Here is an 18,835-nt window from a genome sequence, read left to right on the forward strand (position 1 = left end):
TCTAATGCCGCCAATTTTTCCGGCCATACTTCCGACCGGCGACAGTTAGACGGTCATGTCCATCTATCGGCACGTCCTCATGAACAAGGCGGCCGTCTCTGTCGATCCGGTAGATACTGGCAGTCGTGTCATCGCACCCGAAGCCGTAGATCACAAACTGCCAATCCCCCCTGCCCTGCTCGCGGACCTGGTAGTATCCCCCGAAGTTTCGGCACTGGTATTCCCCGGCCCACCATTGCGCGCCAGGCATTGCTTTTTCTGTCTCGGTCATTGGAATGAGATCAAGCTGGCTCATGACTGGCCTCCCTAGAATTCAAAGGTCACATCGCCGTTGGGAAGAATTTTCCCGATTGCGTAAGTCAGGCGGCTCCTTTCTTCCTCTGCCTCGTCCTGCAACCCTTGCCATTGCTCATAGAGGTGCGTTTGACAGTCGGATTTGCAGCTGACGGGCCGGTCCATGCTGTCGAAAATCTGGTACTTGGGCTGCGGAACCTCGGCAAGCGGAGTGCTGTTCGGCGTCCAAGGTTCTGGAGGCCAGACGCGACCGTTATAGCTGATGTGTGCGATGTGTTCGCCGCTGTCAGAAAAGACCTCGGCGCATCCAAATTGCGAATGTCCGAGGCCCGCCTTGTCCCGCGCCTCGATGTAGGCTCGCTGGCACTCGCCCAAGTTTTCCTTGCCGCGGATCCACTTGATGCCGGGCACGGCGACCTCGCGCCCGGCATGAATCTCGAACCGCACCGCAAGGGTGCTTCCATTGCAGCTCTGCCCGCTCATGCCGCCAGTTCCCCCGTCTTGATAAAACGCATAGGGTCTCTTTCAACGATCTGACACTGGCCCTCGGTATGGCCTTTGGAAATTGCCTTGGCCCGCATCCCTGCCAGATTGACCGGCAGAATAGCCGCGCCCTGTGAGAGCGCGACTGCGTAGGTGTAGAGGTGTGTTTCCCAATGGCGCTTCATGCCGACACCTCAGCGCTGAACACTACGGTTTCGCCTTCGACCTTGTAAGGCACGGCCTTGGACAGCAGTTGCTCAATGGCGGCGGCCGGGACGTCGGCAAAGGTCGCACTGACGATCTGAAGCATCCGCTGCCGATTTTCCTCAAAGGAATAGGCGTTGATGGCCCACGCGATAACGCCGGGGGTGTGAACTGCAGGGGAAGAACCAAGCTGGTAGGTGGTTGTCATTTGAGCGCTCCCTATATTTGGTGCAAGAAAATCAAGGCTGGATGCAGGACAGCCGCCGAAGGCGCCTGCCCCTGCATCCCTGCCTCGTGGCGAACAGCGGTTGGGGGCGAGACAAGCGCGCGAACCGCAGGACGGAGGAAAATTTGTCCCGCGAGGAATGGGCCAAAGGCCCAGGGGAAATTTTCCTTTGGGCGAGGAACTTGCGCGCTTGTCCGAGGGGGAAGGCAGCGTCTTCCCCCTAACCAGGGGGCGTTCGGCTTGTCCGAATCCCCCCTGCCCTACCGGTGAGAATGTCTGGGCCGGGGTGAGCGGGCGCAGCCCGTCGATCCCCTGCCCTGGCTAGATCAACTATGTGATCAGCGGTTTCGCTGATCTCTTGTTCCTGATGCCCGTCCTGTAGCAAACAATTGGGCGGCCGGAGCCGCCCAATTCTGGACTTCAGGAGCTGGCATCCTTCTTCGGGAAAGCAACCATGTCCACGTTCGGGAACATATCGTGTTTGACGGTGATCGCGGTGATGTTGCCCTTCTCGTCGGTGCTGACGAAGGCAACACCGCAGCGGTTCCAGTAAGTCTTGCCGTCTTTTTCGTTTGCCTTGACGTTAAGGTTCAGAGTTTGAGAAGGCATTTTGTGATCCTCGCTTTGAGTGTTTCGATGAACATGGAGGAAGCGGGCTCAAAGGGGATGTCAGCTGAAAATTTGATCCGCGAGGAATGGGCCTTAAGCCCAGGGGAAATTTTCAGTTGAAGCAAAGCGATCATTCCCGGCTGCCCGCTTAGTGTTCATCTTTGAGAAACACAGATTGGCGAGGATCCTTATGGCTTTGGTCTGAAGTTGCGTCTCGGAGGCTGAAGGCAAGACTTGCTGGAACTGCGGTAGAATTATGAGAGTCCAGCGGCGGTGAATAGGGCAACATCACCGCGATCACCTTGAGCGCGCCTTTTTCAACCGTAACCTGGTTGCCTTCCAGACTTAGGGACAGCTGAAAACACGGTCAGGCAGGTAGCCGCAGGCCAATCATTAACAGGTAACACATAACAGAGAACTGTTATTGGTATCCGTTCTCCAGGCTGCTTGCAGCCTGCGCAATGCGATCGTCACCCGAAGGGCCGATACAGCCGAGTGGAAACGACCATGGCGCAAAACGCGTCAGCTGGCCCTTTGGGACAGATGAGGTGTTATTGCCCCAGGGAGTTCCACACGGTTGGATCGGTGGAGCGCCGCCTGCGGCGCGGAATAGAGCGCGGTCCCGCGTTCACGCGGGATGCGCCCCGAAACCAAGTCGATGCTAAACTAGTGCCAAATCCGGAAAGGCAGAACCCATACCCCATAACCCTTACCCCTCAACTCCTAACTCCTAACTCCTAACTCTTAACTCCTAACTCTTAACTCCTAACTCTTAACTATTAACCATTAACTCTTAACTCTTACCTGTTAATTGATCCTTTTCTTTAACTCAAACCCGGTCCACAATGTTGCAAAATATTATTTGTTTACAGCACGTTAAAGAGTGACCCTGCCCAATATCAGCGGTCTCATGTGACCACCACGCTATAGTCTCAATGGCACACAGCAGACAACAACGCATAACAGTTTACACATAACTATTAACACCTTATAGGTGAACAAGGCAAAAAGAGGATCGAGCAGTGACCCAAGTAATCAGCGTTGTTCAAGAGAAAGGCGGGGCAGGGAAGTCTACCCTCCTCATAGCAATTGCATCACTAATGGTAGCGGATGGCGCCAAAGTGGCCGTCATCGACACAGACCCACAACATACCCTTTCGGATTGGGCCAAAAAAGAAAGCACCGACGTTGACTGGGCGGTTGAGGAAGACGACGAACGGCTAATTCCAACACTTCGCGCTCTCAAGAAGAGCGAGCCGGCTTACGATGCGATTTTCGTGGACACCGCCGGTTTCAAGTCGGCTATGGCTGTTTATGCGATCAACGCATCCGGCCTGGTCTTGATCCCTTCGAAAGCCACTGAAACCGATGCCAAAGGTGCAATCAAGACATTTAGGCATGTGACCAGTGTGGCGGACTCGATGGATAAATACATTCCTGCCTATGTCGTCATGATGGACGTGGATCCGGCAACCAATATCACAGCGGCTACCTTGGAATCCCTGGATGACCTTAAGATACCCAGGCTAAAAGCCATGTGTGCGCACCGAACAGGCTTCAAGGAAATGATGAGCACAGGCCGAGGACCCGAGGGTTCAGCAAAGAGGTCGGCACAAACTGTGTTGGCTGAAATGCAGATGGGTGGTCTGATCGATTTCTACGGAGGCAAAGATGGCAAAGCTTAAAGTTGACCTGGGCCTTGATGATACCCACGAGGAGAAACCTGACGCGGAGGCAGAAATTCTCCGCCAGCTTTCAGCTTCTTTGCCAAGCCCATCTAAAGCTAAGACCGGATCGCTAAAGACTGCCCCGCGCGTTCAGTTCGCATTTTCCAACGTCCCTAAGCCGATCAAACAGGCATTCATTGATGCAGCCGAGGCTAAGGGCATGGGTATGAAAGAGTTTTTGTACCACTGCTTGCGGGCAGGAGGCGTTGATATCCCTCCAATGGAAGAAATAGACGGTCGCCGCAGGTAATAAGACATAACACATAATAGGTAACTGTTATGAGGCACCTTTGCAGCCTTCTTTTCGCCGCGCAGCGGCTCAGGCGCCGAAGGCGCCAGTCCAGGAGGGCAGGGCCTTTAGGCCATTCCCTCCTGTGACATCAGAAACGGCCCGCCTTTTCCTTCAGCCAACTGGCGGTAAAAAGGTAGCTGTTTCGGAAACTCACCCTCAAAAGAGGGTGAGCTGCTGACCGGAAATAGCTGGACTGTCGCCCAGAGTAGCAAGCCGGTTTTTCCGTTCGGCCTCGGCTTGTTGCTCTCGCTGGGCTGCTTCAGCTTCAGCTTGCTGTGCCTGTTCTTTCTGTTTGGCAAACGGATCTCCATTTGCCGCGAAAAACACAGGCGCGGCGGCGGTGTAGGCGCTGGTGAATACCTCAAGCGAAAGGCTATTGCCGCAAATGATCTTACCAGCCAGGCCACGCGCGGCGCATTGGACATAGCACATATGGAAAGTCGGCCGGGACAGCTCCACAGCTTCTACCCAAACAGAAGTTTCCAGCTTATGACCCTTGCCTTCGATGACGTCCGCGATCGCCATAAGCATTCCACCTGCGCCTGCAGCTGGTTCCTGAACGGTGATAAATCCCTGTTCGGCAAGCTTTTCGTCCACATCGGTTAGCGCGATTTCCGCCATCATGCGCGACACTTCGTAGGGCGTAAAAAACTGGCCAAGTCTAGCGTCCAGAACTTCCAGCTCACCGGCGGCCATGCCCAGAAAATCGCAACCACCATTGCCGATTTCACCAAGGGCGATCCCTACAATTTCAGGCATTTTGCGCACATCGTCCTTGTCTCGGTAACGGGCAACAACGCTCATATATTGGGCTTCCAGGGCTTCGCGCTGATCAGGAAACGGACTGGATTTCTTAGCCAGCGCGCAATAGCTCATTTCGCAGAAGTCAGCGAAAACCTCTCTTCGGTGCTTGGAACGGTCTATATCGTTAAGAAGGCGCACAAATTCCTTTACCGCCGGGTTCATTCCGCTGCCTCATTTGCGGCGGCCTGTTTAAGGTCTTTTTCCAGTTCGGCAGACGGTTCGATGATCGGAAATTCATAAGTTTTTACTTCTTGTCCGCAGTCTTCACAGACACAGCTGTCAAAGACTGCGGACAATTCCCAATCTTGAATTTCATTGAACCATACTGCTGTTGCATCGGCCTTTATGTTTTGGCCTCCGCATTTTCCGCAGTGAACAGAGACCGGGGCTTTACACGGCATTTTGCACTTTCCTGTGTGGCGGTCCCGTTTCGATCTGGATGCCGAATACTAGGGACAGGGGTTGCGGGAAGGACCGCGAAGCGGCCCTCTCCTGCAAACCCTGCTCCCGGCCGAGGGCAGGAGAGGGACCCGTCAAGCAGAGTGCCGGGCCGGAAGGGGAGGGGGATCACCCATCCTCGCAGCGCGGCGGAGCCGTGACCGAGGTTGGGGAAACCCCTTCCGGTCCGAATAGCGCTCTGCTTGACGGGGGAACCGGCGGTTCCCGGATCTCCCTGGGGCGTTCGGCTCTGCCGAATCCCACAGGGCACTATTGGGAAAGTGCCATGCCGCTACCGCGGCATGACCGCCGCTCATGTGATCGCCGTGCAAGCACGGGGATCTCCGCAAGAAAAAATGACCCCACCACAAGGGCGGGGCCAGTTGGTTCCTTCACCACAAAGGAAAATGATAACCAAATACGCGAACCCTGAACCTGGTCGCGCCCTGGGAAGAACTTTTGAACCAGCTTCAGAACAACGCCAGTTGTTCCGGCTGAGGGCGAATTCCAACACGTCCGCGGGGATCAATCATCCAGCCGCCGCCATCACGCTCAATGGAAGCATCCGGTCCATGTTGATCAATAAACACCCTGTCGGCCTCGGCCTTCCTGCTGGTGTGAAAATCGCTGGCCATATGGCCACTCGGTCGGCGGCACCAGTTTCCCGGCGCGCGGCCACAGTCGGGGCATCTAACCGTAAGAACTGGGTGCTTGTGTGCTGTGAAATCAGGCATGAATTCCCTCCTCCAATTCTCCGAGGCGCAGAAACAACTCTGAAGCCCGCACACGGTCCCGCATGGCTTCAGCCCGGTCTTTGTTCTTGGATGCCGCAGCTTGCAGATGATGATAGGCGGCATGGCGTTCGGCCAGAGGGTAAGCGTCCGGGTTCTCGGCAATGCTACGCGCCTGCAGGATCGTCACGAACAGGTCTGATGATGCGAACAGATTGGCTACCCGCGCTCCTGAAGCATCCGTGCGCGACAGAGGGAAGGGCGGTCGCTTCAGGTCAATTCTGCCACGGCTATAGCTGTGCAGAGTGCTCAGCAGATAGGACGGATCAGCAGGGTAGGGGGCGCAATTCCATGCCCTCCGAACGGCCCGGCGCTCACTGTCAGGCAGGGCGTCAATCATCCGGCGGGCTTTTCGCCACTCTCCAGCCCTTTCATTGCGTGCCCGAGCTTCCTGTTCTGCCCATCGCTGTGCACGTTCATACATCACCTGGTCTTCCGTTGGCTGTTCTTCAGCAATCTGGTTTGCGAAGAGAGGCAGGGATTCCCGCTCAAAACGCTGCTTTCGACGCAGAGCAGCCCGTTTTCTCGATGTGTCCGTAAACTCGTGGCGGGGCAAAGGCTTGAAACGCATCTGTCCAATCTCCAGCGGTGGGGCAGGGCGCTTCTGCGCCCCGCCGGTGTTGGTCAATCTTCGAAACAGGCAGGCACCCAAGCATCAACGCATTTCTTCTGATCTGCGGTGATGCCAGTTTTTTCCTGATAGTCTGCATCATTAAACAGTTTGTGCAGTTGCTCAGCCTTCTTCCCCTTCTTGAGGTTTTTGAACGCCGCGAGGGCTTCACTGTCATCCGGCAATCTAAGCACAGTCTGCAGAATACCCGTCAGCTGGTTGCTGTTCAGCCGCTTGAAGCAATTGGTCTGTGAGGGCGTCCAGACTTCACGAACGGATGCGCCCACGTCCTTCATGATCACGTCCATCAGCGGCTTTTTCTGGGTTAGAAACCGGCGGGCAAGGAAGGCTGTGATTTCACCATTGCGCAGTTTCTTCCCTGCTTCGCGGAAAGCTGCAAAAGCCTCGACCTGCCCTTTGGAAGCCATTTCCCGCAATTCAGCCAGCATCTGTTCAGCGGCTTCATCACGTTCACCTCCAAGGCGCGGATCAAGGACAAAGTTGTCCGAGATTTCCGGCGTATTTGGCTGTGCCCAACCATGACCCAGACCCAGAATATCGCGGCTACCGGATGCCGGAGACACATGGAACCCAAACAGATCAAGCAGATATTCGGGCTTCCGCAGAAGTGCCGTTTGTGTCGCCGCCAGCCGGATCGCCACCATGTCGGACACGAATTTTGCGGAAAAGGCAGGTTTCTCCTTTTTGGGTGCAGCGCTCGCGGCAGAGGGTTTCAGAACACCGGCTTCGATAGCCGACTGTTGGTCTTCCGGCTTCACATAAGCAGTTTCGACTGTCAGCACACCCTCACGGTTCACATACACAAAAACGCCAGCATGTGCCTTCTGTTCCTCCGTGAACTGGCCGTTGAGGATGTCCTGCAACCCGTCTAGTTCGGCTTCCGCTTCCTCACTCAACTCGTCTTCACGGTAGAGAGCTTTCAGCTCGTCATAACGTGCGTCTTGTTCTTCGGACAGTTCGCCTGGGACTTTCCTGATGCGCTCGTATTTGGAAAACTCCCCGCTCCAAGTCTCGACATAGGAACCCAAAACTGGTGTCGCCCAATGCCATCCTCCGGTTTCTTTGATTACCTCTGCGGCTTCGGCAAGGGCAGTCTCGAAACACTGGTTCAGGATTTCGGGGCTGTCGAATAGGTCTTCTTCGGTAAACAGGTCGCCGCCGAGTTTCCCGCCTGCGGACACATATGTTTCCTTACCAACAAAAGATGCCCGGCGATCCGACGTTGTGACGCTCTCAGGTTTCAGGGCATCTTTCAGGCGATGGTCAGACCAATTTGCACCGCGCGCCTGTTCCAGCACTTCTAGGCTGCGCTGTTCGTCGTCGGAGATAGTGAAGCAAGCTGCCATGCTCAGGCTGATTTCCTGCGCGGCTAGCGCATCAAGAACCGGGTCCGGCAGATCGGCCAATGCAAGGCGGCGGTAGACGTGTTTTTCCGTTACGCCGAAGTTGGTGGCGATGGCGCTGACCTCTTTCCCCTCTGCGCGCATTTCACCAAAGGTGCGGATTTCCAATGCTGGGGGCAGGTTCTTGCGGACTACGTTTTCCATCTTCGCCCAGTCGGCGGCGGTTTCCCGGTCGGGTGCCAGCATTACCAGCGGGCTTGCCAGTTCGGGGCGAACCTTTGCAAAATCCGGCTTGGTTTCAGCCAGATATTGCAAGGCGCGCAAGCGGGTGCCACCAGCAACAATTTCGGCACCATCCAAGTCCTCGGTGTAACCGGCAAGAGACTGGATCATCCCCTTGGCCCAGAGGGTTCCTGCAAGGTCTTTGATGTCCTTTTCCGGCACGTCCTGACGTGGGTTCATGGGGGAGAGGATCAGTTTCTCCAGCGGAAAGCGGGCTTCTGTTGCTTTGATTTCCTGATGCTTCGACATCTGGGCATTCCTTGTAACGTGGTGAATTTTTGTGTTATTGGTGCCCCAGCCCTTAAGGGCTGAGGCGAGGCCGCTTAGGCGGCTCCGTGTGATTTCAGAAAGGCGAGGCCGATCTTGGCGGAGAGACCTCCCTTTCTGATCAGCGCATAGGCTTCACGCTTGCGCAGATTGATCTGTTCAATGCTCATGATTTCACCTCCCTCCCGGCGCGGTAGCACCTACGGGCTTTCCCGATTTCAGTGTTCGTGAGGCAGGTAGATGGTGAGCACACGCCGCGTGTCGTCATCGTCAAGCGGATCGTCAGCGGCGGCATCATAAGTTTTGTTGTAGAGGCTGATTGCCCAGAAAACTTCCGTGCCGTTGACGTGGACAACACCAAACGAGTGATCACCGCTCGGATCGTTCAATTGGCTAAAGTCCGTGAATTCAGCGACTTCCTTGGTCGCAAGGGAAACAAACAGCATCCCTTTTTCCTCAACGCCACCGCTGAAAATCACCTGCCCCTCATAGGTCTGATGCCCTTGGAATGGGATTGCAGCGCGGAAAGCATCGTTCGCTTCCGCGATTGCAGCAGCTTGAATGGACATGTTGACGACGGCACGGGAACCGCAGGCTGAGCAAGAGTCAGGCACCATAGAAGTCAGCGTTTCCGCTGCTCCGCACCCGTTGCATTGATATAAAGCCATAGTTGGCCTCCTAAGTGGTGATGCGGTGGCCGATGTTCGCCCGACCTATCCGCGTTCGCTTCGGTTTGTTCCAATGGGTCAAGGAAACGACCCATTGGCCCTGACGCCTGCCACCCGCACCCATCCGCGTTTTTCCCCGGAAGGGAGGGGGGGCGACAAAAGAGGTGTGGCGAAGCTTCAGCTGGTTTCGATCCAGCCGAAAAACGGAAGGTTCGCCCGCTTGCGGGTGAAAGCCGTTTTTCTGCTTGAAGGCAGGAAATTCAAAATGTGATCCGCGCACGCGCGGATCTCTTCTGCGCCGTTCGGAGCCGGCTGAAGCCTCAGAACAACTCGTCGCCCCCCTGACCGCCGGGGAAAAGCAGCGCAGCAGACCGCCCATGGCGGGCTGCGATCACGTAAGCAAACATGCCGGGGCAGGGAGGAGCGGGCGCAGCCCGTCGATGCCCTGGCACGACCCCTAGTAAATGCAATCCGCGCGCCCCGCGCGGATTTCTCCTGTCTCTTGCACAAGGCGTAGCGAACGACCGTTACCCGAAGGGCGGAGACAGCCTGTCTTGATCGACCATGCGGCCGCGGCGGCAAGCTGGCTCGGAGAGACAGATTCCGGCGCACTTGGGCCGCAGGGAGAACGGGGCAGGGTGGCTCCGGCCTGGTGCCGCCCGCCGGCGCCAGGCTAGGGCGCGGTTCCGTGCTTCAGCGCGGAATTTGCCCTACATAAGGTATTGAAGGCACACCCCTCCCACATTATTTTGGAAGAGTCGCGGGGCGTTGGCGCAGCCCGGTAGCACCACCTTTTAGGGTTGGTTTGCGGCATAGCATGTAACTGAAGGCTGAGATGTAAGGCTTTCGCCAATTTGCTGAGCTTCTGCGAGCCAGCGCCCTAACAAGGACTGAAGATGTCACCGAACGATGCCTTGCAGGTGGAAGAGGATGAACACGCTGCCCCTCTGCCCACACTTTACATTTTTCTTGATGAAGGTGGAAACTTTGACTTCTCACCGAAAGGTTCGAAGTTTTTCACCCTAACCTGTGTCAGCTTGTACCGACCTTTCACCCTGCACACAGACTTGGACACGTACAAATATGATCTGATTGAACACCGGATTAAACCGCGTCTGGAGATGGAGTATTTCCATTGTGCTGAAGACAATCGTTTCGTGCGTAGCAAGGTTTTTTCCAAGTTGTCAGGTTCAGTCCCGCATGAATCTGTCGACTCCGTGATTGTTGAAAAACGCAAGACCGGGCCGGCCCTTCAGGCACCTGAAAAGTTTTACCCAAAGATGTTGGGCTATCTTGTACGGTACGCTGTTGAGAAGGCAGCTCACGGTGTAGGTGAAGTTGTCGTCATTACCGACAGCATCCCTGTTGCGAAAAAGCGAAAGGCAATTGAGAAGGCTGTAAAGACAACTTTGGCCGCCATGCTACCGAAGGGTACGCCCTACCGGATCATGCACCACGCTTCACGCGCACATTATGGCCTCCAGATAGCGGACTACTTCAACTGGGCGATCTTTCGTAAATGGGAAAACGGTGACACGGCCGCACACACAACCGTAGCCAAGCAAGTCCGAAGTGAATTTGACATCTTCAGGACAGGCACACGGTTCTACTACTGAGGAATTCGACCCCTCCGACTACCGGTGTGGAGAACCCCTTGGGTTCTTATCATCGGAGGGGAACCTTTGCAGCGAACATAGACACTGTGTCGTAAATTTCAACCTAATACCCAGGCTGGCCCCTCAGTGACCTAGGCCAATGTTTGGAATTTCCGGCTCCTGTGGCAGGGTCTGCGGAGCTGGGACATCATTTGCCGATAACCATTCCCGAATGGTCATCCACTTGTCCTGGTGTGAGGGGGGCCATCTCCATTGAAGAAGTTCCCCGGCCTTCCGTTCCAACTCCGGAAACCACTGGATCTTGAGTCGCAGCTTGTGCTTCTTTGCCCATGTTCGGAACATTGGTAGCCAGTCCGCCTCGCCACTGGCCTCCAGGGATGTTTTCAAATCGTGCGGGATGGTAAAAGGCCATTCTTTCATGGGTTCGGTGTTACAACCGTCTTCATATGGTAATCAACACAGCAATTAGCGAGCCTACAAAGGTTCGCCCGCGCTCGACAGAGCGCAGAAACCCCACGTGTAGCCGAAGGCTGCATTGCGGCCGCCGAGCGGCCCCAGCGGAGCGCCAGTCCGGTTGAAATCGGGTGCTAACCCGGGTTCAACCGGACACCAGAACCTAGCTTGCAAACAGAAAACCCCGCTACAGCGAGGTTTCCGTTTGAAGTTAGGTCAACGCCGGAAATAACTAATCCCTTCGGATCCTGACAAGCTTCGTGTGCACCTTGGCGGTTACGAACGTATCCACGGGCAGGCGTTCCAACTCTTCGGCCTCGTCATGTTCAAAGGTGACCGGCACCAGTGCAACCAGCGTTGCAGGTTCCTGATGACCACCCCGGCCCAGCAGTGACAATGCTGCCTTTACGTGAGCCCGCACAGTCTTGAACGGCGGGTTCATGATGACCCTGGGGAATGCGGTGCTCCCCTTCATCTCCTCGGCGTATTCCAGAAAGCACCGGTTGATTGTTGGGCCAAGGTAGCGAAGGCGGCCGGCAAGGGTGCTGTGCCGCTCAACCATGGTCAATTCGCACGTACTGTGCCCGGATGCGATCAGCGCGCGGACTAGCTGGCCGGTGCCTGCGCTTGGCTCCAATGTCAGATAGTCGCCTTGCGGCCCGAGATATTCGACCATGCGCCGCGCCACATCGTCGGGGGTGACATGGCATTCCGTGAACTTGTCCACGGCGATCACTTCCGGCGCCTCGATGCGCTCCAAAGCAGGAGCGGCCCGGCGTGCCCTGACCGGTATGGTCAAGGGCTTTTGGGGGCGTGTGTAGATGCTCGGCCGGTTCACGATGTCACTCCTTTGGCATCAATGTTTCCTGTGATAGCCAGGCAATCCGCAGCCAACGCCCTGCTGTATCCTAACGTGCTGAATGGTTCTTCATTTTCGCCGCCCGGGGTTGCCCGCGCCTGAGCGCGGGGCATGTGCAGAAATTGAGAGGGAACAGGGGCGAAATAGTTTTCTGTCAGGTGTTCCCGCGCGATTTCGAAACGGCTGCTACTCATTGGGCCGCCTCCATGTTCTGCAAGCAGGACGGGACCGCGTGTTGCTTTTGATCAGTGATCAGGATGCAAACGCGCGGCGCCAGATAGTACGCGCCTTTATGGTGGGGGTCGGATGCTGTGCGTACCCGAAATTCTCCGCAAGCGGATTCGATTGTCCACTTGCCGTCCCGGATAGCCGCATATTCCGCCTTGCTCAGTTCAACCTGCTTCAACACTTCGGTTTTTTCGGCGTAGCTGTAGACCGCACGGTTTTTCACAGTGATCTCGCCGCCAGGTGCCTTGAAGTTCAGAACAGGCGGCTTTGCTGGCTTCTTTGCTGGCGGGACATATCCGCAAGACTGCATCAGGTCGCGCCATTCATCGCCGGAAAGCTCAACCGTGCTGCCAAGGGCAATATGGGCGGGCAGGGGCGCCGAGCATTCAACCGAGAACAAGTCCTCATCCACCTTTGCCCCTTTGGGTTTGTCGGCGCCATGCTCCCGCACGAACATTTGCAGCAGCGTCGGGGTGATTTCGCCTTCAAAGCGCGGCACCTCGCCCAGCATTTCGCGCTCATAGGCCAGGCGGTTAAGCGTGTGTGTGATCCAGCGGGAAAGGTTGTTGCTTTCAATGATCGAGCGCGCACCGGCCATAGCCTTCTCCCGTGCCTCATTCGGGGTGATCTCGCCGCGGTCCACTGAAGACCACAGACTGAAAGAGTGCATATCGCTACGGCCAAGGAACAGCTTGATTTGTTCCTGCGTGGTTATCTTCTCGCACAGATCCAGCGCCTTGTGCGCGGTGTTCAGGTTGCGCTGCAGGTCGCGCAGTTCGGCCAAAAGGGTTTTGATCCGACGCGCGCGCACTTTCGGGTCGTTCTTACGGTTGGCGTGACGCTCCACGCCCTCGGCCCGATACTGCCAGTAACCGATAGCATCATGAGCCTTTGCCGCCTTGCTCAAGGCATTGTCCATGCGCTCTTTGTCCTTGCGCGCTTTGCGCTCGGAGTGGTGGCCGATCAGGATAGGCTGGCCAAATTCGAAACGCTGGGAAATGTCCCGGGCGGCACGGGTGAAGGCGCTAGCCTGGGCAGCACGTTTCGCCGCGATCTCGTCCAGCCGGTCGGCCTTCATCTGCGCGCGCTCTGCAAGGGTGGTTCCCTCCGGCTCGATCTCGCCCGCCAGCTCCAAAGCCAAATCTTCACGCTTGCAGGACCACTTTGGGGCTACAAACAGCTCTTGTTTCGGTGCCCATTTGAAGCCGGCGGCCTTCACCCGCTCATATGTTTCCTCGTCCAAACGGTCAGAGGTATACAGCCGGATTTTGTTGTCTTCGGGGGAGTAAGTCGCGGTGATAGTCAAATCGGTCATGGGTCTTTTCTTCCGTGGTGAAGCGGCGGGGCTTGCTGCCTTCTTTCCGCCGATAGTCTGCTACGTTTGTTCTGACTTCCTTTCCGGAAAATCAGGGCTGATTTGCAGGTTCAGTCGGCGAAGCCGCCTGTTCCTGCTGATCTGCCACGTGGCGAACGCGGGAGGGGGCGAGGCAATGCTATTCGACAGGGTTGGTGCGGCCCGCAGGCGCAGCCGAGGACACGGCCCTGTCTAATAGGATTGCCCGAGGGGGAGGGCAGCGCCCTCACCCTGACGGCCAGGGGCGTTTGGCTTGTCCAAATCCCGCTGGCCCAACAAAAAAGGTAGCCCGCACCTACGCGGATGACCGACTTACCAACGGGCAAAGTTATCCAGCCGCCCAGATCTTCGAACTTGCGAGAAATCTGAGGTGGCCGAAGCAGCGTCTAAGGCGAAGACGCTAGAATCTGAGGTCTGACGCTGTGGGGAATTTTGTCCGTTTCCCGAGTGCGGTAGTGACATGCAGATGCAATCAAGGGTTGATCACAATTGCATAAGTACTCTATCTGGCCTCTGGCTGCACGAAGCGGCCACTAATTCAATAATACACGCGGGTTTGGATCGCAGATGAAATCGAACTTTTTCAAGACTACAACACTGGCGGCCAGTGCATTCACCATTTCTGCCTCAATGGTATCGGCAGGCGGCATCGAGCGCCGCGCCGATCCATCACAAATCCTGTTTCAAAAGGGCAAGAACTACCTCGAATTCTCGGCTGCTACTGTGCACCCTACAGTTTCCGGCGACCCTCTGCCGGGGGTACCAGCTGGCTCTACAGGGAACATTACAAACAATTATGAATCCTACGCGTTCGGCTATAAGCGGGAAGTAAACGACCGTTTTTCCTTTGCCTTTGTCGTTGACGAACCGATCGGGGCCTCTCTGACCTACACTAGCCCTACCGCCTTCTTGGCCGGATCGAGTGCGGAGGTGTCCTCTATCGCTTACACTGGTCTGGTAAAATACCAGGTCAACGACCGCTTTAGCGTTTATGGAGGCCTCCGCGTCGTTGGCGTTGATGGCGATATTACCGTTATCTCACCGTTGACCGTATCCAGCCCATACAACCTAAACGTCAGCAAAGACTACCAGGTCGGCTATCTTGCAGGCATCGCCTATGAGATCCCTGACATCGCAATGCGCATCGCCGCGACCTACGAATCCAGAACTGAGCACGAGTTCAGCGACAACACCGGAACGCCTTTCCAGGTGGAAATTCCCAAATCATTTACGCTGCACGCCCAATCTGGCATCGCAAAAGATACTTTGCTGTTTGGCTCAGTGAGGTGGCGCGAGTGGACAAAGTTCAGGGTCCAGCCTAGCGACTTTTTGACTCTAGTGCCGGGGGTTGGTGTCGTGAACGTGCCCATTGCAGGCGGCACCAGTGATATATGGACATACGAAATGGGTATCGGTCACACGTTCAACGACAACTGGAGCGGCGCGGCCACCATCGGCTACGAAAAGGATACTGGCGACATTGTAGGCAACTTTTCTGGCACCGATGGCTATGTAAGTTATGGCCTTGCTGTTTCCTATGAAACCGAGGGTTGGAAGGTGACTACCGGCATCCGATACACAGACATCGGCAGTGCGGATTCCGCGATTACTTCGTTCACTGATAACGACGCATTCTCAGCGGGTGTGAAGGTCAGCTATAGCTTCTAAGGCCCTCTGAAAATATCGCGCTGTAGCCGTTCAGTGAGCCGTTTGTTCAGGCTCAACGAGCGGCTACGGCGGGTTGATTGCTTCCCGTTGTGAACAGCTTTGCGATTTCGGTCGTGACTCGTTCTCTAATCTGGGGAACTTCAGAAAAGACATCGTGTTTAGCGTTTTCTATCAGATCCAACCGTCCACTAGGCCACTTACCCATTCGATCGTGTATCGCTGGAAGGTCAACAACAACATCCTGATCACCGCAGAAGGTGAGACAGGGGATCTTTGGGGATGGAAGCTTTGACACAGCCCTTGTCTCATTCAGCGTTTGAAACAACCATCCCAAACTTGGCCCGCCAATCTGGTGTTCTTTCAGCAAGGTAGCCTGGTTGATGAAGTACTGGTACATTTCAGGGTCGTTTGTGAGCCTGTTGTCTGCAAAGGCTGTGCTAAGCACATAGCTCTTCCCATCGGTGCCGGGCGCGTAAACATGTCCCTTACCAATTGCTTGAGCTGCCCAGGACAAGGGCCAGGCTGCAGCCCGCTTGACCGCAGGAAGATTGATGTTCCACATCGGGCCGGTAAATGCACAGGCTGACACTGGTAGACCTTCCGCTATCGCTCTGAGGCCAATGCAGGCACCTAAAGAGTGCCCGATCAAATACCATGGTTTTGGCAAGTCCAGATCTTGCGCTGCCTTGGTCATCGCTGCGACATCTTTGTGGAAATCTGAGAACCGAACCACATGGCCCGCCATCGGGTCGTCGGCCGCTCTGTCAGCAAGCCCTTGACCACGCCAATCAATCACCAGAGCTGTGTAACCGAGCTTCTGCAAATCCGAGACCGTGCGGCCATATTTCTCGATATACTCGGATCGTCCTGGAAACACGAGGATGGTGCCCTTCTGAGCATCCTTTCCCTTCCACAAACCGACACGAAGGCGCGTTCCATCGTCTGCTTGTATCCAATAGGCTACCCCATCTTTGGGGGCTTCGGCTATCTCATGTTCGAGGGGGGCTGGCAGCATTGGTCAACTCTTTCAGGTTGTCATTTCACTTGCCTGTGCTCTCCCAAACATCGGGTCATACAGGCTGTAAATCGTTGCCAAGGTGCCAACGATTAGGAGGATCGAAAAGCCGGAAATCTGCCCGATCAGGAAGAAGTTAGCAATGAGTAGCATTACGACTCCCATCATCATCCAGCGATGGACACATTGAGCTTCGGCAAGACGGCGAGAAGACCCAGACGAGAAAGCCCGCTTCACGACACGACAAGTTTGAACATAGCCAAAAATGAAGACCGAGCAGGTAGCGAACAGCAGAAGAAAACTAGTGAAATGGGCCAAGGATCGCTGACCGATCCAACTATTTGCTTCGGTATAGATTCCCAGGAAGAACAGAGCATCTGTGAGCAACCAATCTAAAATGCTTTCCCCATCTGACAGGAGATATGTGGCTTGAAGCTTGATGCACGTTGCGACCCAAATTCCCAATAGAGAAGCCCGATATACGCGGCATAGCAGTTCAGTGCCTACTTCGCCGATCTTGCTCTGAATCAATGGGTTAGAATGAAGCTCTGACGCGCTGCAAACTTCGAAAAAATCCTGCGTCAGAGTGTACATCAAGACGAGTCCCGTAAGGAAAAGAAAGCAGATTGCCGCCGTGTACAAGAATGCCAGCATCGAAAGCACAGTGGCCTCTGGAACGGATATGACTTCGGGGCGCACAATTGCCAGGAGGTTCCAGTCCATCATGAGGTTGCCAACGTCGCCATTGACGAGCGCGCGCATGTGTATTCCTGACCATTGCACAAGAAACACAATGGCAAAGCAGATGAAAAACACGGCCCAGTGAGAATAGGAAAAGGATTCCACTCTACTCGTCCAATCGCCTGTCTCTCCAGGATCGGAGCCCGTTGACGCGATGATCAATCGCCTTTCGGCTTTCCAAAAGGCCAAGAGACCTACAACCGTTACAAGAAACAGTGGCAAGATCACTAGTTCGATCAAGGACCAGTTCGGAGCCCAAAAAAAACCTACCTGCTTATGCAACCCAGCGATGGGGCTATAGGTGACGCTGTGCACCCCCATGATGTAAGTCAAGAAACCGAGGACTACCCAACCCGCCCAAACCAACGCTGGCAGGTTCAGTGTCGATCGGCTGCTGAATAGCGCTTCCGAAGCCCTTGCCAGGTTAAAACGCTGCTTTGGCGGTACGTTGTCAGCGTCTAGCGCTTTGGGTCCAGCAGCCTGGTCGAGTTTCGGAGCGTGAGGAACATTCTGTGGCTCGGCGGTTTGCTTGACATCGAAAGCGGGTTGCTCCCCTAGACCTCCTGCCTTTTCTTTCTGTTTCCTCCGTGCCTTCAACCGAGACTGAGACGCACTAAGCTCCACCTGCCATTCGCTGGTTCCTTCAGGGTCACGGCAGCCAAACACCATGGAGAGCCAACGAATGTTGGTAGGGCCTATTCCCCTTTTGTTGTGCTCAAACCAAAGCTGCACTGTCCGTAGATCGACGCCCTTCCGGTTCGCATCAATCTGTGAAATGGCATCCGCTAGCAGTTCGGGTGTCCACGGGCCGATGGGATAACCATCTTTGTTCGCTGGCCGACCTACGCCTGCAGTTGTTGCATGAATGAACAGCTCCTTGAATGTTTCTCCGCTCTTAGGTGGAGATTGGAAAAACTTACCCTTCTTTATCAAAGGCTTATACTCTTGGATTTCGTTTGGTTTCGTTGCGTTTCGTTCGTTTCGTGCGGCTGACGTTGATTAGCGTATCTAGCAGCGGGATTCAATTTTATGGTGTGGGAACCAATGAAAGACGGCATCAAAAAAGACATTGAGGCGATGGGCGTGCGTTTCGGGAAACCGCTAAGTGGGTATGAACCTGCGTCGCGCATTTTGGAAACGTGTGAAGGTTTCAAGGGAAAAGCTGGCGCGAAAAGGAAACGTGTCAGGGAACAGGCAGTACCCGTTGCCCAAGTCGAAGATGCTATGGGAAAGACCGGTGTTGCCTACGTTTGGAATACCGGAGAGTTGGAGCTGAGCTGGATTTGAACAGGTGTTTGAGGGGCGAGCAGTGCTCCTGGCTGCTTGTTATTCTAAGCAATAGCGAAAGTTATCCACAGGGCAGTGTCGCTGCTGGAATAATTTGAACGATCCTGGGGGTGTTAAATTGGTGTTAGATTCAGTGTTACGGGTCCGCCAACATCAAATTTTCTCAACAAAAACAAATGAATACAGATACCGCCTGTGTGTAAAGTGGTGGTGTAGCGTGTGTAGAGTGGTGATTCACTGTGTGCAGAGTGGTGATTCCTTCAGTTGCGTTTAAGATGAAGGAAGGGCGCTATCGTGTGTGAAGTGTCGTTAATTTCGAACGGATTGTGTGTGAAGTGTCGTTTTGCACACGTGTGTGTGAAGTGTCGTTTCGCTTGCAAGTGTGTGTGAAATGTCGTTATTGCATCCCAAGCGTGGGTGAAGTGTCGTTTTGCCTTGGCGTGTGTGAAGTGTCGTTCTAGGGTTAGGTGTGTGTGAAGTGTCGTTGCATCGCCGGGATGTGTGTGAAGTGTCGTTCTCCACATGTGTGTGTGAAGTGTCGAAAGGAAGCTAAGA

Annotated in this window: 22 protein-coding genes and 1 pseudogene; 6 read left to right on the forward strand and 17 right to left on the reverse strand. The window is 55.1% G+C overall.

Going from position 1 to position 18,835, the window contains the following annotated elements; all coding sequences use genetic code 11:
* Nucleotide 1 precedes the first annotated feature (1 nt).
* The 5 genes from phaeop14_RS18595 to phaeop14_RS18615 all read right to left on the reverse strand — a co-directional run bounded on the left by phaeop14_RS18595 (nucleotide 2) and on the right by phaeop14_RS18615 (nucleotide 1,816).
* Nucleotides 2–295, reverse strand: coding sequence for a hypothetical protein (locus tag phaeop14_RS18595; RefSeq protein WP_096790560.1), 294 nt, complete (start codon nucleotides 293–295; stop codon nucleotides 2–4).
* 11 nt (nucleotides 296–306) lie between these two features.
* Complete coding sequence (locus phaeop14_RS18600) at nucleotides 307–777, reverse strand: hypothetical protein (protein ID WP_096790561.1); 471 nt, start codon at nucleotides 775–777, stop codon at nucleotides 307–309.
* The gene (locus phaeop14_RS18605) at nucleotides 774–962 is read right to left on the reverse strand and encodes a hypothetical protein (protein WP_096790562.1); all 189 of its coding nucleotides are present in this window, start codon (nucleotides 960–962) and stop codon (nucleotides 774–776) included. The genes phaeop14_RS18600 and phaeop14_RS18605 overlap by 4 nt, the downstream gene beginning before the upstream one ends.
* Nucleotides 959–1,189: a hypothetical protein gene (locus tag phaeop14_RS18610; RefSeq protein ID WP_096790563.1), complete on the reverse strand. Its 231-nt coding sequence runs from the start codon at nucleotides 1,187–1,189 to the stop codon at nucleotides 959–961. Before phaeop14_RS18610 ends, phaeop14_RS18605 begins: the two co-directional genes overlap by 4 nt.
* Before the next feature lie 438 nt (nucleotides 1,190–1,627).
* Nucleotides 1,628–1,816 carry a hypothetical protein gene (locus phaeop14_RS18615; protein WP_065267716.1) on the reverse strand — a complete coding sequence of 63 codons (189 nt, stop codon included), beginning with the start codon at nucleotides 1,814–1,816 and terminating at the stop codon, nucleotides 1,628–1,630.
* 1,022 nt (nucleotides 1,817–2,838) lie between these two features.
* Here phaeop14_RS18615 and phaeop14_RS18620 point away from each other — a divergent pair.
* Nucleotides 2,839–3,501, forward strand: coding sequence for a ParA family protein (locus tag phaeop14_RS18620; RefSeq protein ID WP_096790564.1), 663 nt, complete (start codon nucleotides 2,839–2,841; stop codon nucleotides 3,499–3,501).
* Nucleotides 3,488–3,793 (forward strand): hypothetical protein, encoded by a 306-nt coding sequence (locus phaeop14_RS18625; RefSeq protein WP_065267718.1) that lies wholly within the window; start codon nucleotides 3,488–3,490, stop codon nucleotides 3,791–3,793. Before phaeop14_RS18620 ends, phaeop14_RS18625 begins: the two co-directional genes overlap by 14 nt.
* 198 nt (nucleotides 3,794–3,991) lie before the next feature.
* Here phaeop14_RS18625 and phaeop14_RS18630 read toward each other — a convergent pair whose 3' ends face one another.
* The 7 genes and pseudogenes from phaeop14_RS18630 to phaeop14_RS18655 form a co-directional block, all read right to left on the reverse strand.
* A complete protein-coding gene (locus phaeop14_RS18630; protein WP_096790565.1) occupies nucleotides 3,992–4,801 on the reverse strand; it encodes an N-6 DNA methylase in 810 nt (269 codons plus the stop codon).
* Nucleotides 4,798–5,040, reverse strand: a complete 243-nt coding sequence (locus phaeop14_RS18635) for a hypothetical protein (protein WP_096790566.1) — start codon at nucleotides 5,038–5,040, stop codon at nucleotides 4,798–4,800. Before phaeop14_RS18635 ends, phaeop14_RS18630 begins: the two co-directional genes overlap by 4 nt.
* 507 nt (nucleotides 5,041–5,547) lie before the next feature.
* Nucleotides 5,548–5,712 carry a hypothetical protein gene (locus tag phaeop14_RS19935; RefSeq protein ID WP_244905859.1) on the reverse strand — a complete coding sequence of 55 codons (165 nt, stop codon included), beginning with the start codon at nucleotides 5,710–5,712 and terminating at the stop codon, nucleotides 5,548–5,550.
* A gap of 12 nt (nucleotides 5,713–5,724) precedes the next feature.
* Nucleotides 5,725–5,811, reverse strand: a pseudogene (locus phaeop14_RS20120) (zinc finger domain-containing protein); the annotation flags it as partial.
* Complete coding sequence (locus phaeop14_RS19770) at nucleotides 5,804–6,439, reverse strand: hypothetical protein (RefSeq protein ID WP_193438282.1); 636 nt, start codon at nucleotides 6,437–6,439, stop codon at nucleotides 5,804–5,806. The pseudogene phaeop14_RS20120 and the gene phaeop14_RS19770, both read right to left, overlap by 8 nt.
* 53 nt (nucleotides 6,440–6,492) lie before the next feature.
* On the reverse strand, nucleotides 6,493–8,373 hold the full coding sequence (locus tag phaeop14_RS18650; protein ID WP_096790568.1) for a ParB/RepB/Spo0J family partition protein: 1,881 nt from the start codon (nucleotides 8,371–8,373) through the stop codon (nucleotides 6,493–6,495).
* Nucleotides 8,374–8,609: 236 nt separating this feature from the next.
* The gene (locus phaeop14_RS18655) at nucleotides 8,610–9,059 is read right to left on the reverse strand and encodes a DUF3768 domain-containing protein (protein ID WP_096790569.1); all 450 of its coding nucleotides are present in this window, start codon (nucleotides 9,057–9,059) and stop codon (nucleotides 8,610–8,612) included.
* Nucleotides 9,060–9,153: 94 nt separating this feature from the next.
* Here phaeop14_RS18655 and phaeop14_RS19825 point away from each other — a divergent pair, with 94 nt between their 5' ends.
* Nucleotides 9,154–9,330, forward strand: a complete 177-nt coding sequence (locus tag phaeop14_RS19825; RefSeq protein WP_158525102.1) for a hypothetical protein — start codon at nucleotides 9,154–9,156, stop codon at nucleotides 9,328–9,330.
* A gap of 625 nt (nucleotides 9,331–9,955) precedes the next feature.
* Nucleotides 9,956–10,675: a DUF3800 domain-containing protein gene (locus phaeop14_RS18660; RefSeq protein ID WP_096790570.1), complete on the forward strand. Its 720-nt coding sequence runs from the start codon at nucleotides 9,956–9,958 to the stop codon at nucleotides 10,673–10,675.
* Nucleotides 10,676–11,360: 685 nt separating this feature from the next.
* Here phaeop14_RS18660 and phaeop14_RS18670 read toward each other — a convergent pair.
* Genes phaeop14_RS18670 through phaeop14_RS18680 form a run of 3 tightly spaced genes read right to left on the reverse strand, consistent with a single transcriptional unit; the run spans nucleotide 11,361 to nucleotide 13,434 of the window.
* Nucleotides 11,361–11,966: a methyltransferase type 11 gene (locus phaeop14_RS18670; protein ID WP_096790572.1), complete on the reverse strand. Its 606-nt coding sequence runs from the start codon at nucleotides 11,964–11,966 to the stop codon at nucleotides 11,361–11,363.
* Complete coding sequence (locus phaeop14_RS19830; RefSeq protein WP_096790573.1) at nucleotides 11,963–12,181, reverse strand: hypothetical protein; 219 nt, start codon at nucleotides 12,179–12,181, stop codon at nucleotides 11,963–11,965. Before phaeop14_RS19830 ends, phaeop14_RS18670 begins: the two co-directional genes overlap by 4 nt.
* Nucleotides 12,178–13,434 (reverse strand): DUF3560 domain-containing protein, encoded by a 1,257-nt coding sequence (locus phaeop14_RS18680; RefSeq protein ID WP_244905860.1) that lies wholly within the window; start codon nucleotides 13,432–13,434, stop codon nucleotides 12,178–12,180. The genes phaeop14_RS19830 and phaeop14_RS18680 overlap by 4 nt, the downstream gene beginning before the upstream one ends.
* A gap of 702 nt (nucleotides 13,435–14,136) precedes the next feature.
* Here phaeop14_RS18680 and phaeop14_RS18685 point away from each other — a divergent pair.
* Entirely contained in the window at nucleotides 14,137–15,237 is a 1,101-nt protein-coding gene (locus phaeop14_RS18685; protein ID WP_096790575.1) for an outer membrane protein transport protein, read from the forward strand.
* A 52-nt stretch (nucleotides 15,238–15,289) separates the two neighbouring features.
* Here the strand turns inward: phaeop14_RS18685 and phaeop14_RS18690 are convergent, their stop codons facing one another.
* Both phaeop14_RS18690 and phaeop14_RS18695 read right to left on the reverse strand, forming a co-directional pair.
* A complete protein-coding gene (locus phaeop14_RS18690; RefSeq protein ID WP_096790576.1) occupies nucleotides 15,290–16,252 on the reverse strand; it encodes an alpha/beta hydrolase in 963 nt (320 codons plus the stop codon).
* 12 nt (nucleotides 16,253–16,264) lie between these two features.
* Nucleotides 16,265–17,926 (reverse strand): RcgA family putative transporter, encoded by a 1,662-nt coding sequence (locus phaeop14_RS18695; RefSeq protein ID WP_096790577.1) that lies wholly within the window; start codon nucleotides 17,924–17,926, stop codon nucleotides 16,265–16,267.
* A 111-nt stretch (nucleotides 17,927–18,037) separates the two neighbouring features.
* Between phaeop14_RS18695 and phaeop14_RS18700 the strand changes: the two genes are divergently transcribed.
* Nucleotides 18,038–18,280 carry a hypothetical protein gene (locus tag phaeop14_RS18700; protein ID WP_096790578.1) on the forward strand — a complete coding sequence of 81 codons (243 nt, stop codon included), beginning with the start codon at nucleotides 18,038–18,040 and terminating at the stop codon, nucleotides 18,278–18,280.
* Nucleotides 18,281–18,835: the final 555 nt, after the last annotated feature.

It is taken from the genome of Phaeobacter piscinae, assembly GCF_002407245.1.
GTDB lineage: Bacteria > Pseudomonadota > Alphaproteobacteria > Rhodobacterales > Rhodobacteraceae > Phaeobacter > Phaeobacter piscinae.

What these genes read in the sequence shown, in the direction of transcription:
- phaeop14_RS18595 (WP_096790560.1), bottom strand. Translation starts at nt 295, where the DNA reads ATGAGCCAGCTTGATCTCATTCCAATGACCGAGACAGAAAAAGCAATG.
- phaeop14_RS18600 (WP_096790561.1), bottom strand. Translation starts at nt 777, where the DNA reads ATGAGCGGGCAGAGCTGCAATGGAAGCACCCTTGCGGTGCGGTTCGAG.
- phaeop14_RS18605 (WP_096790562.1), bottom strand. Translation starts at nt 962, where the DNA reads ATGAAGCGCCATTGGGAAACACACCTCTACACCTACGCAGTCGCGCTC.
- phaeop14_RS18610 (WP_096790563.1), bottom strand. Translation starts at nt 1,189, where the DNA reads ATGACAACCACCTACCAGCTTGGTTCTTCCCCTGCAGTTCACACCCCC.
- phaeop14_RS18615 (WP_065267716.1), bottom strand. Translation starts at nt 1,816, where the DNA reads ATGCCTTCTCAAACTCTGAACCTTAACGTCAAGGCAAACGAAAAAGAC.
- phaeop14_RS18625 (WP_065267718.1), top strand. Translation starts at nt 3,488, where the DNA reads ATGGCAAAGCTTAAAGTTGACCTGGGCCTTGATGATACCCACGAGGAG.
- phaeop14_RS18630 (WP_096790565.1), bottom strand. Translation starts at nt 4,801, where the DNA reads ATGAACCCGGCGGTAAAGGAATTTGTGCGCCTTCTTAACGATATAGAC.
- phaeop14_RS18635 (WP_096790566.1), bottom strand. Translation starts at nt 5,040, where the DNA reads ATGCCGTGTAAAGCCCCGGTCTCTGTTCACTGCGGAAAATGCGGAGGC.
- phaeop14_RS19935 (WP_244905859.1), bottom strand. Translation starts at nt 5,712, where the DNA reads ATGGCCAGCGATTTTCACACCAGCAGGAAGGCCGAGGCCGACAGGGTG.
- phaeop14_RS19770 (WP_193438282.1), bottom strand. Translation starts at nt 6,439, where the DNA reads ATGCGTTTCAAGCCTTTGCCCCGCCACGAGTTTACGGACACATCGAGA.
- phaeop14_RS18650 (WP_096790568.1), bottom strand. Translation starts at nt 8,373, where the DNA reads ATGTCGAAGCATCAGGAAATCAAAGCAACAGAAGCCCGCTTTCCGCTG.
- phaeop14_RS18655 (WP_096790569.1), bottom strand. Translation starts at nt 9,059, where the DNA reads ATGGCTTTATATCAATGCAACGGGTGCGGAGCAGCGGAAACGCTGACT.
- phaeop14_RS18660 (WP_096790570.1), top strand. Translation starts at nt 9,956, where the DNA reads ATGTCACCGAACGATGCCTTGCAGGTGGAAGAGGATGAACACGCTGCC.
- phaeop14_RS19830 (WP_096790573.1), bottom strand. Translation starts at nt 12,181, where the DNA reads ATGAGTAGCAGCCGTTTCGAAATCGCGCGGGAACACCTGACAGAAAAC.
- phaeop14_RS18685 (WP_096790575.1), top strand. Translation starts at nt 14,137, where the DNA reads ATGAAATCGAACTTTTTCAAGACTACAACACTGGCGGCCAGTGCATTC.
- phaeop14_RS18690 (WP_096790576.1), bottom strand. Translation starts at nt 16,252, where the DNA reads ATGCTGCCAGCCCCCCTCGAACATGAGATAGCCGAAGCCCCCAAAGAT.
- phaeop14_RS18700 (WP_096790578.1), top strand. Translation starts at nt 18,038, where the DNA reads ATGAAAGACGGCATCAAAAAAGACATTGAGGCGATGGGCGTGCGTTTC.